This window comes from Myxococcus sp. CA005, from assembly GCF_006518205.1.
GTDB classification, from domain to species: Bacteria; Myxococcota; Myxococcia; order Myxococcales; family Myxococcaceae; genus Myxococcus; species Myxococcus xanthus.
The window spans coordinates 1-17,296 of record NZ_SRLV01000002.1; the positions used below are offsets into that span (position 1 = coordinate 1).

16 protein-coding genes are annotated in these 17,296 nt (G+C 68.8%); 6 read left to right on the top strand and 10 right to left on the bottom strand.

Annotated elements, in window-relative coordinates; all coding sequences use genetic code 11:
- The 3 genes from FMQ63_RS00905 to thiL form a co-directional block, all read right to left on the bottom strand.
- Positions 1-522, bottom strand: a 522-nt coding sequence (locus tag FMQ63_RS00905) for an MmcQ/YjbR family DNA-binding protein (protein ID WP_141276532.1), incomplete at its 3' end; no start/stop codon positions are given.
- Positions 519-1,904: a methyl-accepting chemotaxis protein gene (locus FMQ63_RS00910; RefSeq protein ID WP_020478209.1), complete on the bottom strand. Its 1,386-nt coding sequence runs from the start codon at positions 1,902-1,904 to the stop codon at positions 519-521. The genes FMQ63_RS00905 and FMQ63_RS00910, both read right to left, overlap by 4 nt.
- A gap of 56 nt (positions 1,905-1,960) precedes the next feature.
- Positions 1,961-2,908 (bottom strand): thiamine-phosphate kinase, encoded by a 948-nt coding sequence (thiL, locus tag FMQ63_RS00915; protein ID WP_011556622.1) that lies wholly within the window; start codon positions 2,906-2,908, stop codon positions 1,961-1,963.
- A gap of 129 nt (positions 2,909-3,037) precedes the next feature.
- Here thiL and FMQ63_RS00920 point away from each other — a divergent pair, with 129 nt between their 5' ends.
- On the top strand, positions 3,038-4,567 hold the full coding sequence (locus FMQ63_RS00920) for a hypothetical protein (protein WP_011556623.1): 1,530 nt from the start codon (positions 3,038-3,040) through the stop codon (positions 4,565-4,567).
- 23 nt (positions 4,568-4,590) lie between these two features.
- Here the strand turns inward: FMQ63_RS00920 and FMQ63_RS00925 are convergent, their stop codons facing one another.
- From FMQ63_RS00925 to FMQ63_RS00945, 5 genes are all read right to left on the bottom strand, one after another.
- Entirely contained in the window at positions 4,591-5,988 is a 1,398-nt protein-coding gene (locus FMQ63_RS00925; protein WP_011556624.1) for a di-heme oxidoredictase family protein, read from the bottom strand.
- 97 nt (positions 5,989-6,085) lie between these two features.
- Positions 6,086-6,916, bottom strand: a complete 831-nt coding sequence (locus FMQ63_RS00930; RefSeq protein WP_225909581.1) for a hypothetical protein — start codon at positions 6,914-6,916, stop codon at positions 6,086-6,088.
- Positions 6,917-7,059: 143 nt separating this feature from the next.
- Positions 7,060-7,647 (bottom strand): NYN domain-containing protein, encoded by a 588-nt coding sequence (locus tag FMQ63_RS00935; protein WP_011556626.1) that lies wholly within the window; start codon positions 7,645-7,647, stop codon positions 7,060-7,062.
- 69 nt (positions 7,648-7,716) lie between these two features.
- Entirely contained in the window at positions 7,717-9,225 is a 1,509-nt protein-coding gene (locus FMQ63_RS00940; protein WP_011556627.1) for an ATP-binding protein, read from the bottom strand.
- Positions 9,222-9,941, bottom strand: a complete 720-nt coding sequence (locus FMQ63_RS00945; RefSeq protein ID WP_026113868.1) for an ATP/GTP-binding protein — start codon at positions 9,939-9,941, stop codon at positions 9,222-9,224. The genes FMQ63_RS00940 and FMQ63_RS00945 overlap by 4 nt, the downstream gene beginning before the upstream one ends.
- 288 nt (positions 9,942-10,229) lie before the next feature.
- On the opposite strand from FMQ63_RS00945, the gene FMQ63_RS00950 reads away from it, so the two are divergent.
- The 5 genes from FMQ63_RS00950 (at position 10,230) to FMQ63_RS00970 (ending at position 14,909) form a co-directional block, all read left to right on the top strand.
- Positions 10,230-10,766, top strand: coding sequence for an N-acetyltransferase (locus tag FMQ63_RS00950; RefSeq protein ID WP_011556629.1), 537 nt, complete (start codon positions 10,230-10,232; stop codon positions 10,764-10,766).
- Between the two features lie 251 nt (positions 10,767-11,017).
- A complete protein-coding gene (locus tag FMQ63_RS00955) occupies positions 11,018-12,742 on the top strand; it encodes a type IV pilus twitching motility protein PilT (RefSeq protein ID WP_011556630.1) in 1,725 nt (574 codons plus the stop codon).
- Between the two features lies 1 nt (position 12,743).
- Entirely contained in the window at positions 12,744-13,853 is a 1,110-nt protein-coding gene (locus FMQ63_RS00960; RefSeq protein WP_011556631.1) for a type IV pilus twitching motility protein PilT, read from the top strand.
- Positions 13,854-13,889: 36 nt separating this feature from the next.
- Positions 13,890-14,279 (top strand): VOC family protein, encoded by a 390-nt coding sequence (locus tag FMQ63_RS00965; RefSeq protein ID WP_011556632.1) that lies wholly within the window; start codon positions 13,890-13,892, stop codon positions 14,277-14,279.
- Positions 14,280-14,345: 66 nt separating this feature from the next.
- Positions 14,346-14,909: a regulatory protein RecX gene (locus FMQ63_RS00970; RefSeq protein WP_011556633.1), complete on the top strand. Its 564-nt coding sequence runs from the start codon at positions 14,346-14,348 to the stop codon at positions 14,907-14,909.
- Between the two features lie 32 nt (positions 14,910-14,941).
- Here FMQ63_RS00970 and FMQ63_RS00975 read toward each other — a convergent pair whose 3' ends face one another.
- Positions 14,942-16,399: a S28 family serine protease gene (locus FMQ63_RS00975; RefSeq protein WP_011556634.1), complete on the bottom strand. Its 1,458-nt coding sequence runs from the start codon at positions 16,397-16,399 to the stop codon at positions 14,942-14,944.
- A 156-nt stretch (positions 16,400-16,555) separates the two neighbouring features.
- Complete coding sequence (locus tag FMQ63_RS00980) at positions 16,556-17,284, bottom strand: hypothetical protein (protein ID WP_228556346.1); 729 nt, start codon at positions 17,282-17,284, stop codon at positions 16,556-16,558.
- Between the last annotated feature and the right edge of the window lie 12 nt (positions 17,285-17,296).

Below are 17,296 nucleotides of genomic sequence, written 5' to 3' on the forward strand. Positions count from 1 at the left end.
CTTCCCAGCACCGGCCCCCGGCTTCGCCGCCGCCGACGTCCTTGCAGGGGCCGCGGGCTTCGCCGCCGGCTTCGCCTTCCGTGCTGCCGACTTCGCCTTCCGTGCCGCCGGCTTCGCCTTCGGAGCCTGCGCCGCGCCCGGAGCCATCAGCGCCTTGAGCACCTTCTGCGGTGCCACGGCGCGGAAGCTCTCGTGAATCCACTGGGCCAGCAGCCCGATGGGGACCTCGCTGCCCGGCTTGAAGTGGGAGGACACCCAGCCGCTCTTGCCCAGGCCGTAGCCGGTGGGCGCGGTGAAGGGCAGCGTGAGCGCGGCCTCGTTGGACTCCGGGAGCTTGGTGGTGACCCCCAGCCCGTCGTTGTCCAGCACGAGGATGGCGAACATCTTCCCCTTCACCTTGGCCGTGCGGTGGCCCCAGGGGAACTCCTCGGTGACCTCGGGGAGCGCGAGCATCACCTCGCGCAGGTGGTCCTCCGCGGCCTTCAGCTTCGCGTCGACGTTGTCCGAGGGCGTCTGGCTCATGGGCCCAGGCGGAAGCTGCGCACGACGCTCTGCAGCTCGACGGAGAGGTTGGTCAGCTCACTGGCCAGCGACGTCATGCGGGACACGGCGGCGGTCTGCTCCTGGATGACGGCCTGGATGGCCTCCGTGGAGGAGGCGTTGTTGCGCGCCACCAGCTTGATTTCCTCGATGGCCGTCACCATCTCCTCGCTGCCCTTGAGCTGCTCGCGGGCGCTCTCGGAGATGAGGTGCACCTTCTCGGAGCCCTTGCGGATGGTGTCGGTGATGGCGCCCATGGAGCGCACGATGTTGGTCAGGTCCTCACGGCCCTCGGCCAGCTCCGCGATGCCTTCCTTCATGGCGCTCACGACGGAGGTGGACTGTCCGGAGATGTCGCGCGCCAGCTTGGAGATCTGCTCGGCGGAGCGGCCCGCGCTCTCGGCCAACTTGCGCACTTCATCGGCCACCACCGCGAAGCCGCGGCCGTACTCACCCGCGCGCGCCGCCTCGATGGTCGCGTTGAGCGCCAGCAGGTTCGTCTGCTGCGCCACCTGCGTAATCGCGTCGACGATCTTCGAGATTTCCTGCGTCTTCTCGCCGAAGGCGAACACCTGCTGGCTGGCGGACTCGATGCGGTTGAAGACCTTCTTCACCTTGTCGCCGGCCAACCGCGCCGCCTTGGAGCCGTCCTCGGCCGCGCTGCTCGTCTCCGCCGTCGTCCGCGCCGCGTCCTCGGCGCTGGCCGTGGTGCGCTGGATGCTGCCGGCCATCTCGGTGATGACCTTGGACGCCTTCGACACCAACTGCGACTGGGACTCGGCGCCGCCAGCAATCTTCTCCATCGACGAGCCCACCTCCTCGGTGGAGCCGTTGACGTTCTCCGCGGAGCGCTGGAGGTCGATGGCCGTGTCGGCCACGCTCTTGGCCGTCTCTTGAATCTTGCCCACCAGCTCGCGCAGGTTCTCCTGCATGCGGGTGATGGCGCCCGTCAGCTCGTCAATCTCGTCGCGCTTGCTGCCGCCCTCGGCGGCCACCGGCTTGGACAGGTCGCCCTGCGAGATTTCGTATGCGGAGCGGCTGAGCACCTTCACGCGGGTGACGCGCGCGAGCCACGAAGGCAGCAGCGCGGCGGCGGCCCCGGTGATGATGATGGCGACGCCGATGCGCACGGCGTCCTTCCCTCCCGCGCTGAGGGCAGGGAAGACGAAGTTGATGAGGCCGTCCGACGCGTACATCCAACCCGTCAGCGCCAGCCCCATCAAGACGTAGCCGTTGAGAATCTTCCGGTGAAGGGAGACCTCGCGGGTCGCGCGAGGTCCGTCCACGGCGCGCAGCAGTCGCTGCAGGGGCTCGCGGCGGGGAGTGTGTCCGGGGACTGTGTCGTCGCGGAGGGGACGGCGCACGGGTTGCTTTCGGGGGATGAGAAGCGTCTCGGGTTTAGCCTTGCTGCTCCGCAGGGTCAATCCATCGCCCGAGGTCGGAAGTGGTCGAACCCCTCTGGCGGTGGGAGAACGCGGCCTGTCCTGTCCCGGCCCACCCACCCGCGCCCCTCTGTGAAGTGGCCGATGCGGGTGATGGCGTGCCCGCCTGTAGCGCACGCGCGCTCGAATGCCCGGCTGCGTCCCGGAGGAACGGCCAGCAGCAACTCATAGTCCTCGCCCCCCGCCAGCGCGCCTTCGGGCCCCAGGGCCTTGCGCACCGCCGCCGACAGTGGCAGCCGCTCCACCTCCAGCTCCGCGCGGACACCCGAGGCGGTGCAGAGATGACCCAGGTCTTGTGCAAGTCCGTCGGAAACATCCAACGCGGCAGATGCATGGCGCGAGGCGAGCAGGCCCAGCGCCACGCGAGGCTCGGGGCGGCGCTGACGGCGCACGGCGGCACCCCGGCGCAGCCCCGCACGAAGGTGCTCCAGGCCCAGGCGCGCATCACCCAGCGTGCCGGAGACATAGAGGAGGTCCCCGGGCCGGGCCCCCGCGCGGGTAAGGGGCGCGCGTGACAGCTCGCCCGCTGCGGTGATGGTGACGGACAGCTCGCGCGCGGAGGTGAAGTTGCCACCCACCAGCGCAATGCGGTGCGCGGTGGCCAGCGCGGCCATGCCTCGCGCCAGGCCCGTGAGCTCCCGCAAGGGATAGTCCTTCGGCAGCGCGAGCGCGCAGACGAACCAGCGCGGCGTGGCCCCCATGGACGCCAGGTCCGACAGGTTCACCGCCAGCGCCTTGTGGCCGATGTCCGCGGGGGAGAACGCGGCGCGCGTGAAGTGCACGTCCTCCACCACCGCGTCCGTGGTGACGCACTGCGCCCCACGTGAGGGGGGCAGCACCGCGCAGTCGTCGCCGGGCCCCACGGGCACACGCGCGGCCGGGAAGTGCGCGAGGAACCGGCGGATGAAATCGAACTCACCAGACATGGACGCACACGTAAGACCAGACGGCGTGTCAGGGCAACGACACTTTTTGGTACCTTGGGCAGACGCAACTTTTTCCCACCAATCCAAGACAACATAAAGATTGGGACTTCCATCTCCTGGGGGAATTTCATGTCGAAGATTGGCGAGCGGCTGCCTTTCGTTTCCACGTCCAAAACCCAGACGAGCCCCACGGGCCAAAAGGACGTCAGCACCCAGCAGTGGGTGGACCTGCTCGGCTCCGTGCTTCCAACGCAGAGCGTGACGAAAGCAGCCCCCGCGAGCACCTTCGCCACGCAGGCCCCGGGGACTTCGGGCACCCCGCAGCCCCCCTTCGGCAAGGAGATTCTCCCCTCCGCCCTGGGCCCGCTCAGGGATGAGCGCCTGGCGGCCTGCATTGACAAGGCTTTCCGAGAGGTCTTCCAAGGCGAGCGCTGGCCGAGCGGGCCCGAGCGCTCCAAGTGGATGGACTTCGCACGGGAGCTCCGCAACAAGAACCCCGAAATCACCGCCGAGGAGGTCCGCTTCGCCATCCAAGACAAGCTGCGATTGGAGCGGGACGGACTGGACGCCCATTCGCCGGCGAACACTGACAGGTTCATCTCCGAGGCCATCGCGTGGGTCAACCAGTGCTACGACGAAAAGGCGCCCCCTCCCACGGAGGCGGACATGCAGCACTGGCGCGCCTTCGCCGCCGACCTGATGAGCAAGAATCCAAAGACGACCCCGGAGGAGCTCAAGTACGCCATCATCGACGCCGTCCGGGCGAAGGTGACGGGAACGGACGCGGTGACGCCGGAGAACATCGACAAGTTCATCCAGGACGCCGTCAAGTGGGTCACCCAGTGCTACGAGGACAAGGAGCGCGAGGCCACGCCCGCGGAGCTGAAGGAGTGGCGCGCCTTCGCCCAGGAGCAGTTGAAGAAGGACCCGGAAATCTCGCCGGAGCACCTCAAGTACGCCATCACCGACGCCATTCGCGCGAAGATGACGGGGACCGGTGAGGCGACGCCGCTGAACATCGACAGGTTCATCGAGGACGGCGTCAAGTGGGTCACCCAGTGCTACGAGGGCCAGGAGCGCAAGCCCACCGCCGGGGAACTGGCGCACTGGCGCGACTTCGCCCGGAAGCACCAGAAGGCGAACCCGGACATCACGCCGGAGGCGCTCAAGTTCGCCATCCAGGACGCCATCCGCGTGAAGGCGACGGGCATGGACGGCACGGGCAGCACCAACATCGACCAGTTCATCCAGGACGCCGTCAAGTGGGTGTCCTTCTGCTACGAGGGGCAGGAGCGCGACGCCACGCCCGAGGAGATGCAGCGCTGGCGCGCCTTCGCCAACGAGAAGAAGAAGGAGAACAAGGACATCTCCCCGGAGGAGCTCAAGTTCGCCATCCAGGACGCGATGCGCGACGAGAAGATGGGGACGGACGCTCCCGCCAGCAATCGCATCGAAGACCACATCCGGGCGGCCTACGGCTGGCTCATCTACCTCAACCAGGCCGGGCCCTCGCAGCCGTCGAGCGAGCCGACGCCCAACGAGCTGCACGAATGGAAGAAGTTCGCCGAAAAGAAGTTGAAGGAGACGCCTGAGATGACGAGCGAGGAGCTCCGGTACTACATCCTGGACAGCCTCCGCACCGCCATGGCCAACAGTTGACGGCGGCGCCCCTGCGCTCGCGTTCAGAGCGAGCGCAGGAAGGCCACCAATGCCTCACGCTCCGCCTTGCTCAAGGCCTTGAAGCGCTCGCGGGCACGAGCGCCTTCGCCCCCGTGCCACAGGATGGCCTCCTCGAAGCTGCGCGCGCGCCCGTCGTGGAGCATCCGCACCTGACGGTTCACCGTCTCCAGCAACCCCAGTCCCCACAAGGGCGGCGTCCTCCACTCGGTGCCGGTCGCTTCTCCGTCAGGGCGGCCGTCCGCCAGCTCCGGCCCCATGTCGTGAAGCAGCAGGTCCGTGTACGGACGGATGCGTTGGTTGGACAGCTCCGGGACATCCTCGACCGTGCCCGTGATGAACTCCCGCTGGTGGCACGCCGCGCAGCCCGTCTTCTGGAAGAGGGTCTGTCCCTTCATCACGGTGGGCTCCAACACGTCGCGCCGCGCGGGCACGCCGATGAGCCGCAGGTACAGCGTCGTCCGCTCCAGGACGTGGCGCGACAACGCGGGGCCCTTGGCGGCCACTCGCGTCATGCAGCCTTCCTGCTTCGCCGTGCAGTTGCTCTCCGGATAGAGCGGTGACGTCAGTCCCAGGTCCTCGGAGAAGGCGCTGGCGACCTGTTGCTCCAGCGTGGGCTGATTGGCCTTCCACCCGAAGCGGCCCAGCTCCACCTTGCCGGAGTGGACGCTGACCACGCGGTTCGGACGGCCGGAGACGCCGTCCCCATCACGGTCATCCGCGTCCGCCAGGGCGTGGATGGCTTCATCCGGGATGGCCGCCAGCAGCCCCAGGCCGAAGAGCTGGGAGGGGATGCGCGGCGAGAGCATCACTTCGGGAGCCAGCTTCCCATAGCCCAGTTGATTGATGCGGTAGCGCGGCTGACGCAGCGTGTACGGCGTCCCGTCCGCGTACGTCCCCTTCACGTCCGTATAGGTGACCTGGACCGTGCCCTCGGCCGGGACATCCGCGGTCCCACGGTCATTGAGCTGCACGCCGTAGACGGGTTCGTGATGCCCCGCGGGCGCGTCCTTCGCGGGCACGCTCAACCGGACGAGCAGCGGCGCCTCCGGCCCCATCTCGGGCAGCGGGCGGCCCCGGCCATCCTTGAAGTGACACGAACCACACCCGGCGGCGTTCGTCAGCGGGCCCGCCAGCCCTTCTTCATGCGCGGCCCAGTCCCGCATGAACAACACCTTGCCTTCGCGCATCTGGTACCAGCGCGTGGGCGCCAGGTTTCCCAGCGCGCGGCCATAGGCATTGTGCGAGACGTCAAACACCGTGGTGCCGCCCCCCGCCAGAGCCTCGTCGTCCGGGCGCCCGGGCACCTCCGAGACGGCCGCGCCCGGCGCGGGTGCGCCGCTCTCCTGCCTGGGAGCTCCCGCCGTGAGCAGCAGGGCCGTCAACCACCACGATGCCTTCATGGGACGCTCTTCGGAGAGAGGATTTGAAACGGGAAAGACAACGGCCCGGAGCGGGCTTCCCCCCCTGAGCCCGCTCCAGGCCGAAACGACGCGATGACTACTTGCCGGCGGGGATGAGGGACTCGCCGGTGATGACCGTCGAGCGCGCGGTGGTCTGCACGTCGATGCGGTTGAAGTTGAGGTACGGGTAGTTGGACGGGCCCGAGGTCTCCTCCTGCAACACGATCTGGTCAGCCCGAACAATCTGGCCGTTCGGCAGCCGGACCCCCGGCTCCGCGACGTTGTACTGCCACAGGCAGGCGCTGCTGAGCTGAGCGCTCGCGAAGCCCACGGTGAGGGAGCACAGCGTGTTGCAGTAGTTGCAGTTGGAGTAGCCGTTCGCGTAGCAGGCCGACTCACACTGGGCATACGTCTGGGTGCGCGGGCGGCAGTTCGGCGTCCAGCCCGGGGTGGGGAGCATGATGCCCACGGCGCCCGTGTCACCGCTTTGGATACCACCCACGGCGGCCTGGAGCCGGCCATTGTAGTACGCGAGCACGGAGTAGGTGGTCGCGTCACCGGAGCCGGTGAACGTCGCGGAGTACGAGGTGGACTCCCGCGACGAGTCGACGGTGGACGTGCTGACCGGCACATCCTCGGCGTAGGCGGTGAAGAAGTTGCGCTGCGCGCCTTCCGACTGGGTCTCCGCCGTCCAGGCCGCCGCGGGCGGCGTGTGGATGGCGACGCCGCCCTTACCGGACGGCTCCTTCTCCTGGCTGTCGATGCGAACGCCCTTCCTCAAATCACTCACCTTGACGGCGCCAAGGCCACAGTGCTGGAGCCCCTGGAACTCCACACAGTTCTCAGCGGCGTGGGCCTGGCTGAGCGGAAGAGCGAGCGAGAAGACGGCGGCCCAGAGGGCGGTTCCAACGCGACGAGACGAACGCATGAAGGCTCCTGATGACCCAGGGGGAATCCCTGAGCTCGGGAGAAGCCAGTTCAAGCGTCATGCCATGTTTTACCGCACTCTCAGAATACACCGGGCTGTGACAGGAATCACCACAGCCCAGGCGGGTCATGTGACTGCCTTTGCTACAAGAACAGCCCCGGGTCGAACTCGTCCACGTTGACAGGGAGCATGCGCGGCAGGGGCCGGTTGAACACCTTGGCGTTCAACTCCAAGTCCAGAATCTTGAGCCCGGAGGGGACGAGCTCCCGGAAGCGCTGGCTGACGTATTCACGCAGGCCGAGCACGGCCACCTGGCGTTTCTCCTCCAGCATGGGCTTGAGCGCGTCCGCGAAGTCCGCGCCGTCATGGCTGGCGAGCACCACCGCCGCGCCGGGGCGCTGGGTGCGGATGTTCTCCAGCAGCTTCAGGATGCCCAGGTCCACCACCTTCTGGTCGGGGCGGCCGTAGAGCAGGGCCACGTCGCAGCCGGCGGACTTGAGCGCGCGCACGAAGCCAATCATGACGTCCGGCAGCTGCTCTCCGCGGGCGTTGAGCACCACCACGCAGCGCACGGGCGCCGGGAAGTTCGTCTCACAGAAGGACACGAGCCGGTCGAACTGGACGCGGTCCTGGGACTCGGGCTTGCGCCCCACCACGTTGGACACAGCCCAGTCGATGTTCTCGGCGTCGATGAGTACGTAGGAGGAGGCGGGGGGGCGTCCGGAGAGCATGCGCGCGAGGATACGCGGGAGCCCTTCCGGCCGGGGAACTCAGTTCAGTCCCCGGTGCGTCAGGTCGCGTCAGAAGCGGTCGTGTCCGCTGGGCGACGGCGTGGGCGCCAGCGCGGAGAAGCCGCCGTGCTCCGACAGCGGCGGCTGGAGCGGCAGCACCACGGTGAAGCGAGAGCCCCGGCCGAACTCGCTCTCCACGGACACGCGGCCGCCGTGGCCTTCCACCAGGCTCTTCACGATGGCCAGTCCCAGCCCCGCGCCGCCGTGCTCGCGCGTGGAGCTGCCGTCCACCTGATAGAAGCTCTGGAAGATGTTCTCGAACTGGTCCTCGCGGATGCCCATGCCGGTGTCTTCCACACACACACGGTAGCCCGGCGCGGCCAGCTCATGCTGCGCGGTGGCCTCCGACATCACCACCGACACCCGGCCCCCGGACGAGGTGAATTTCACCGCGTTGGCGAGCAGGTTCACCACCACCTGGCGCAGCTTGTCCGCGTCCGCGGCCAGGCGCGGCTGAGGCAACGGCGGCAGGCGCACCTCCAGCTCCACGCCCTTGCGCTGCGCCTGGGGCGCCACGCTGGACACCGCCGTCTGGATGACGCTGCCCAGGTCCACCGGGCCCATCACCAGGCGCAGCCGTCCGGCCTCAATCTGGCTCAGGTCCAGGATGGAGGAGATGAGGTTGAGCAGCGACTCGCCCTTCTCCACGATGGTGCGCACGTAGAGCAGTTGCTCCGGGTTGAGCGCGCCGGCCAGGCCCTCAGCCAGCATCTCCGAGTAGCCGATGATGGAAGCCAGCGGCGTGCGCAGTTCGTGGCTCACCGTGCCCAGGAAGGTGGACTTCAGCCGGTCCAGCTCCTTCAGGCGGATGTTGGCCTGCGCCAACCGGGCGTTGTTCGCCTCCAAATCCCGGTGCGTCTCCAGCATCGCCTCGATGTGGAGCTGCGTCGCCAGGAAGGCGCGCTGCCCGCTGGCCACCAGGGCGGCGAGCACCTGCCCGAAGTGCACCAGCACCTGCGCGGCGGTGCGCTCGGGCACGCGCCGCACGCGGGCCACCAGTTCATGCGCGCGCGACAGGTCCACCCCGGAGATGTCCGTCAGCGACGGCGGGAAGTCCGCCAGCTCCTCCGGCGTGAAGGGGCCCAGGATGACGCGGCCCAACGTGTCGCCCTCCCAGCACACCGGCATCACCAGGTAGCGCAGGCCGGTGAAGCACGGCAGCGCGATGATGCCCGCCGCCTCCGCGCCATCACCGCGCGCGGGCCGGGCGCCCTGCACCAGGGCCACCGGTCCGTCCTTCACGCGGGCCACCGTGGCGGTGCAGCGCGAGCGGCCCTCCGGGAAGCCGAACACGTACGAGCAGAAGTCGCCGTGGCCCACCTTCACGTCGGCCAGCTTGTCGCCCGCGGTGTCCATCACCTTGATGCCCACGCGGTACAACTCACTGAAGCTCCGCACCACCTCCACGAAGGAGGGCAGGTCCAGCATGTCCGCCAGCGACAGCCTCCGCTGGAGCACGGACTCACGGCGCGATGCGCCCACGCCGTCCGACGCCCCGTTGCCCGACGCGCCGTTCATCGCCCTTCTCCGCTGCGCGCTTCACCCGCCGCGCGCCCGTACATGGAGGCCAACGCCGTGCCCGTGAGGTCCATGCGCCGGAAAATCTGCCCCAGGAACTCCGCCTCCGTCAGGCCCAGGTTGCGCGCCAGGTGGGCGCGCATGTCGAGCCGCCGGTAGGCTGCCTGCGCCACCGCGTGGAAGGTCTCCAGTACGCCTTCGCCCCGCAGCGCCACCGCGCCCACCACCGCCTCGCCGCCTCGCCGGCGCGACTCCTCGATTTCGGCATCCGTGCGCGCGTCCGGCAGGTCCTTCTTGTTGAACTGGATGACCACCGGGACCTGGCTGGGGTCCAGGTTGTTCTCCTTCATGTTCTCCTGGAGGTTGCGCCAATAGGCGTTGTTGTCCGCCGTGGCGCTGCGGCGGCTGTCCGCGATGAAGACCACCGCGTCCGCGCCCTGCAGGACGATGCGCCGGGTGGCGTTGTGGATGACCTGGCCCGGCACGGTGAAGAGCTTCACCTTCACCTTGAAGCCGGAGGACGTGGAGAAGAAGACGGGCAGCAGGTCGAAGAAGAGCGTGCGGTCGTCGTGGGTCTCCACGGTCAGCAACCGCCCCCGCACCTCCGGAGACGCCTTCGCGTGGAGATGACGCAGATTGGTCGTCTTCCCGCTGAGGCCGGGCCCGTAGTAGACGATCTTGAGCGTCAGCTCTCGCTGGGCATGGTTGAGTTGCAAGGTGGGGCTCTGGCTGACGGTCGAGCGGAGGAGTTTGACGCCTTCGCGCCCGACTACGGGTTTTATAGTGGGAAGCGGCCCGACACGGAAGGCCGGCAGGGTGCCAGGCGTGGAGGCGATGCTCATCCTTGGAATGGCCTGAACGCATGACCGGTTCGACGAAATCCGGCTCCTCACCAGCGGAGAGGAGGGCCTCTCCTCACTTCATGGGACAATGTGCGCGGAATCACCGCGTGCACCGGTGCCGCCGGAGCGGTTAGGATCGCAACTCGACGGAGGAGCAAGGCGATGACGATGAAGCAGGTGGACGCAGGCGTGGAGGTGGCCCCAGCACCGATACTGGATGTGGCTGGCCTCCCCAACGACCTGATGGCGGCGGTGAAGTTCGGCCTGCCCACCGACGAAGACATGACGGCGGTGGCGGACCTGCGCGCCGGCTCTGAGCCCTGGAAGAGCCGGGGTGAGACGCAGGAGGACAGCCTCAAGGCCCTGACGCAGCTCAAGCCCTTCATCCATGTGGCGAAGCTGCAAAGCCAGCTTGTCGGCTATGTCACGGTGGAGCGGGACGGCCCGGTTCCGGGCGCGGCATACCTGCGCAACATCGTGGTGAAGCCCGAGCTGCGCCGCAAGGGCCTGGGCAACATCCTGCTGGAGCAGGCGCTGAAGGCGGCCCGGGACATGTACCGGAAGACCATCGCCCTGCGGGTGGATCCGTCCAACTCGCCCGCGGTGAGCTTCTACCGGAAGGAAGGCTTCACCACGGTGGCCACGGTGGTCTCCAAGAAGTCCGGGAAGCTTCGCCTCCTGATGTCCCGCGAGCTCTAGAGCCCACGGAACGTAATGCCGCCGGGCGGGGGGCCCTCCTCCCGCCTGCTGCTCCGAGCGGGCCCCTGGTGGGTCCCGGAGCTCCCTCCCCCGCATTCCAGGTGACAGTCTCCGTCAGGCGCGGATGATTTCCGTCTGTCCGGAAGCAGGCGGGCAATCCTGGGACAAGGGGTGGCCGGATTCCGCGCGATGTCGTCTATCCTGCGGTTCCCCCGCGCCCGCGCGCCGTCGCGGCTGAGCCGACATCCCGCATGAAATCGCTCGCAGAACTGTTGCGGCACCTGTCGCGTCCGGGTGTCACCGAGTTGACCCTGGCCACCGGCCGGCCGCCGATGATCCGCGGCGCCAATGGCTATGAGCCGGTGGACCCCACCAACGCCACGGCCGAGGACATCACTCGCGCCCTGCAGGCCATGGTGGGCGTGGCCCGGGCCTCCACCGTCACGGAGACGCCGGTCCAGTGGTCCGTCAACGCCACCGGCCTGGGCTCGCTGTCCATCGCCGCCATGCGGCGAGGGGACCTCATCCACCTGCGCCTCAGCCGGGCCGCCGACGCGGGGGCCGCCGCCCAGGCCGCCACCGCGCGTCCCGCAGCGCCTGCGCCCGCGCAGCCCGCGCGTCCCGCTGCCCCAGCGCCCGTGCACGCCGCGGCACCGTCCTACCGCACGCCCGAGCCCGCCCCTGCTCCGGCATACCGCACGCCCGAGCCCGCTGCGTCGCAGCCCTACCGCACGCCCGAGCCCGCCGTGGCCCAAGTAGCCCGTGCGCCCGAGCCCGCGGCGGCCCGTCCGGTGGCCGCGCCGGCCCGGACCTTCACGGGCGCGGGGCGCGAGCTGGCCGTGTTGCTGGAGGAAGGCCGCCGGGGCCTGGCCAGCGACGTGCACATCATCGCGGAGCGCCCGCCCCTCTTCCGCTTCGCGGGCGAGCTGATGGCGCAGGGCCCGGTACTGGACGCGACGACGGTGGAGAAGCTGCTGCTGCCGGTGGTGCCGGAGCGGCTGCGGCCCGTGCTGGAGCGCGAGGGCAGCTGTGACTTCTCCCTGGAGACGCCGGAGATGGGGCGCTTCCGGGTCAACGTCAGCCGCCAGCGCACCGGCCTCAAGGGCACCTTCCGGCTGATTGCGCGGGAAGTGCCCACGCTGGAGTCGCTGGGCCTGCCCGCGGACATCGCCAAGGCCACGCACCACCACCAGGGACTCATCGTCATCACCGGTCCATCCGGCCACGGAAAGACGAGCACGCTGGCGGCGCTCGTGGACCTCATCAACCGCGAGACGTCCCACCACGTGCTCACCGTGGAGGACCCGGTGGAGTTCGTCCACCCGCGCAAGCGCGCGCTCATCAGCCAGCGCGAGGTGGGCTCGCACACCAAGACGTTCGCCAGCGCGCTCAAGGGCAGCCTGCGTGAAGACCCGGATGTCATCGTGGTGGGCGAGCTGCGCGACACGGAGACGGTGCGCATGGCGCTGTCCGCAGCCGAGACGGGCCACCTGCTCATCAGCACCATGAACACGCCGAGCGCGGCGAAGACCATCGACCGGCTCATCGACCTCTTCCCGCCGGGGGACCAGCAGCAGGTGCGCCTGTCGCTGTCCAGCGGCCTGCGGCTCATCGTCAGCCAGCGCCTGATGCCAAGCGCGGACGGCAAGGGGCTGGTGGCCGCGGCGGAGGTGCTGCCGGGCTCAGTGTCGCTGGGCAACCTCATCCGCGACAACAAGACGTTCCAGATTCCCTCGCTCCAGCAGCGCGGCAAGAGCCTGGGCATCATCCGCTTCGAAGACTCGCTTGCGGACCTGGTGCGCGCCGGGAAGGTGAAGCTGGAGGTCGCCAAGGGCTTCGCGGACAACCCAGACGAGTTGGAGGCGGTGGTGACGGGCAGGCGGGCCGGCGCCACCGTGGCCGCGCCGGAGACGCAGCAGGATAGCGCGAGGCTGCTCAGCAAGATGGGCTCGCTGATGGGAAGGAAGGGCTCCTGAAATGACGACGCCCCGTCTGGCGGTCCTGTTCGATGTGCTGCTGGAGCAGAAGGGCAGCGACCTGCACCTGGGCATCGGCTACCCGCCCATGGGCCGCATCCGCGGCGAGCTGGTGCCGCTGCGCGAGCAGCCCCTCACCGCGGCGGAGATGCAGGCGCTGCTCTTCGAAATCTGCTCGCCGGAGCAGCAGCGGCAGATTGTCGAGGACCTGGACCTGGACTTCGCCTACAGCTACGGGACGAAGGCCCGCTTCCGCGCCAACTACTTCAACAAGATGACGGGCCTGGCGGCCGTCTTCCGCACCATCCCCAGCAAGGTGCTGTCGCTGGAGGACCTGAAGACGCCGGAGGTGGTGCGCAAGCTGTCGGAGCGCCGCAGCGGGCTGGTGCTCGTCACCGGCCCCACGGGCAGCGGCAAGTCCACCACGCTGGCCGCGATGATCAACCACATCAACAAGACGCGGCCCGCGCACGTGCTCACCATCGAAGACCCGGTGGAGTTCGTGCACGAGTCCATGCGGGCGCAGGTGACGCACCGGGAAGTGGGCCCGCATGCGTCCAGCTTCGCCACCGCCATCCGCTCAGCGGGCCGCGAGGACCCCAACGTCATCCTCATTGGCGAGCTCCGCACCAACGAGACGATGAAGCTGGCGCTCCAGTTGGCGAGCTTCGGCGTGCTGGTGTTCGCCACGGTGCACACCAACAGCGCGCCGGCCACCATCGACCGCATCATCAACGCCTTCCCCGCGGACGAGCAGCAGCAGGTGCGCGGCATGCTGGCGGAGAGCCTGGCGGGCATCGTCGCCCAGCAACTCATCAAGACGGCGGACGGCAAGGGCCGCGTGGCCGCGCTGGAAATCCTGGTGGGTGGGCCCGCCATCGCCTCCATGATTCGCGAGGGCAAGGTGTTCCAGATTGCCTCGAAGATGCAGGCGGGCCAGGGCCAGGGCATGCAGACACTGGACATGCACCTGGAGCGGCTGGTGAAGGATGACGTGATTACGCCCGAGGCCGCGCTGGAGAAGGCCCAGGACAAGGAGAACCTGGCCAAGATCATCTCCCGCCTCAAGCCGGACTGGCAGGTGCCGGAGTCCCTGAAGTCGCTGGGCTAGCCCGCCACGGGCATTTCGAAGGACAGGAACACGGACATGAAGAAGCCAGCGGTGGGGAGCGTGGGTTGGATGGACCTCACGGTGAAGGACGCCGTGGCGGTGAGGGACTTCTACAAGGACGTGGCGGGCTGGTCCGCCACCGGCCTGGACATGGGCGGCTACGAGGACTTCGTCATGATGCCCCCGGGCGGCGGCGAGACGCCCGCCGGAGGCATCTGCCACGCGCGAGGCAAGAACGCGGACATCCCCAGTGGGTGGATGATGTACATCACCGTGGCGGACCTGGAGCAGAGCCTGGAGCGCGTCACTGCGATGGGGGGCCGGGTGCTCGGGACGATTCGCGGCTCCGCCAAGACGGGCCGCTTCTGCTTCATCGAAGACCCGTCCGGCACGGCGTGCGCGCTCTACCAGTCAGGGAGCGACTGACAGGCCGCACGCTCCTCCTCGCGTTCCTTCCGGGTGTCGGACCTGGGTGGTAGACCCAGGCCCGTGATGGATGAGGCGCGGGGAGGACCCGACAAGAAGAAGGAGCGCGGCCCGAAGCGGCCCCGGAAGGTGTCCCCCACCTACCTGGAGAACGCGGCGCTGCACTACCTGAAGCGTTACGCGGCGACGAAGAGCCAGTTGCAGCGCGTGCTGCTGCGCCGGGTGGACCGCTCCATCAAGTTCCACGGAGGTGAGCGCGGCGAGGCGCTGGCCTGGGTGGAGGCGCTGGTCGCGAAGCTGGTGCGCAACGGCCTGCTCAACGACGAGGCCTATGCCCAGATGAAGGCGCACTCACTGCGCGCCTCGGGCCGTAGCACGCGGGTGATTGCCCAGAAGCTGCGCCTCAAGGGCGTCCCCGCGGAAGTCGTGGCGAAGAAGGTCGCCGACGCCACCCACGAGGTGTCCGAGGAAGATGCCGCGCGAATCTGGGCGCGGAAGAAGCGGCTGGGTCCCTTCCGCACGCAGCCCGGCACCCGGGAGGAGAATCGGAAGCGGGACCTGGCCGCGCTGGCCCGGGCGGGCTTCTCCTTCGGCATCGCGAAGAAGGTCATCGACTCCAACCCGGCCTGAGCCAGGCCGGTGAAACAGCGGCGGCCCGCCCGCTACCGGGCGCGGTAGGCCTTCATGCGGGCATCGCTCGCCTCGCGGCGCCGCAGGGCATCCATCCCCGTCGGGAGCTGCACCGGGGCGTCCGCCCACTCCGACAGGCGCCCGAGCAGGAAGCTCCGCTGCGGCTCCGGCAGCGCGCTCAGCGTGCCGAAGAAGCCGATGCTGTCATCGGCGATGACGCGGTACGCGTCGTTGCCCGTCGTGGTGCTGAAGGCGCTGGCGGACCAGGGGCTCAGGTCTCCATAGACGAGCAGCACCCGCTTGGCCTCGAAGCGGGTCCACGCCTCCAGCAGGCCCACCGTCCACGGCTCGTACTGCTTGCGCACGCCCGTGGGCGGGAAGCGCGTGGGGAGGTGCTCACCGGCGTAGCGCAGCAACGGCCGCAGGTGAACCTCCGGGTACCCCGGGCCGCCCAGCTGCGTGGCGCCCTGGTAGTAGAGCGGCGCCGACTCCTCCAGCGCCTGGTCGGAGAAGGTGAACTCCAGCGTGGAGACGTAGCTGAAGAAGGCGAAGAGCTCCTCCGCGCTCGCCTCCGGCGAGGGCAGCCCCTCACACGTCCCCGCCATGCCGTAGTACTGCCAGAAGATGAAGGGCACCTCGATGACGGCGAACTCGAAGGCGCGGTCCTTCCCCAGCGTGTTGAAGGTGAAGCCCTGGGCGTCGTAGCCATCCATGAAGGGCAGCAGCTCGTCGCGGCGGGTCAGCGCGGCGTACTGGAGGGACGCGAGCTGCTGGCGGCAGGCCGCGTCGCCCACCTTGGTGAGGATGAAGCGCCCGTGTCGCGCGTCATGGAGGCCCCGGTTGTGCTGCGCCGAATAGGTCACCGTGGCGTGGACGTCGTTCGGGAAATAGAAGCGGTGGGCCAGGGCGGCGGTGCCGCCCTTGAAGACGCCGGTGGACAGCCAGCGCCCGCCGTACAGCGGCTTGAAGGCTTCGACGAGCCGGTGGGCGTCCGCCGCCGCCTGCCACATCGTCAGCTTCCGCCAGTCCATGTCGGCCGGCTTGGACGCGCCGTAGAAGCGGTGCTCCACGGTGAGCTGGTTGCCCTGGAGCAGGTCCGTGGGCTCGGCGGGGATGGGCTCCTCGAAGATGGCGGTGCCTTCCGTGTCCAGCACCATGGGCGCCGTCTCCGAGCGGTGCATCAGCGTCACCCGCTGCTGGAAGCGCGTGCCCCAGGGACGCAGGTGGTCCACGGGCTGCTCGTAGTCCATCGTGAAGAAGCGGAAGCCGTTGACCTCGACATCGGTCAGCACCGTGAGGCCGGCGATGGACTCCAGCCGGGTGCGGAGGTCCACGCTCGACAGGTCCACGGAGACGGACGGGGGCGGCGCGGTCCCCTGCTCCAACGACTCCAGCCCCTCCGTCGTCGAGCCGCCACAGCCGAGCACCCATGCGCCGAGCAGGCCGCCCACCGCGAACGCCGCCCAGTTCCGCTTCAGCCCGCTTCGCATGGTGTCGTCCCTCAGGTGTCCGTTGAAGCCCGCGAAGATAGCAGGCCTGGGCCCACGCCACGCATGAAGCGCCTGGGCGCGGCATGCCTACATACCGGTCCCGCACAACGAGCGGTAAGGCAGACTATTTCCAGGAACGGCATCCAGCGCCGTGATTCAGGGTCCGGACTGCCCCTGTTCGAGCAGGCCCTCGCGCATCAGCGTGAAGACAGCCTGCCCACACCGGCCCTGCATGTCCGCCGTGGCACGCGCCACCCGAACGACATAGCGCACACCGTCCAGGGTCAGCGGGGCCGGCTGTCCTACCTCGGCCGTCACGGTGGTCCCCGGGCCTTGCGAACGATTCGCGTGCGTCACACGGAGTTGGACGTCCAGCGCATGCGTCCCATCCGCCAGCGTGCAGCCCGCGTCCTCCCACTGGAAGCTCAACTCCGGGACGAGCCCTGGAGGAAGCAGCACATCTCCCGCGATGGTGGTGGGAGCACTCGGCACCGTGAGCAGCAACAGCCGGCCCTCCGCGTCCCGCAGGGTGTCTCCTGACAACAGCACGGGAACCTCACCATCCTCCTTCGTAGGACAGGACGCGGGCTCGCGATGGCTGGTCCACTCAACGACCTGCCCCGTCAGGTCCGACAGCACGTCCGGCACTTGGAGGCTGTAGCTCACGCCGCCGCGCACCGGCCCCGCCTCGTACTCCAGCACCGAGGCCCACCGGTCCTGGTGCCGGTACGCACCGCGCAACTGCCGGGCGACGGTGAAGCGACGCTCCAGCCGCGTGTCCGTGCGCTGCTGCACGGCGTCCTCGGGCTCTTCCTTGAACGCCACGTCCACCTGGGCCGCGCGCCAGACCTGGACACACGGGCTCTCGCGTTGAAGCGATGCCAAGGCATGCCCGGC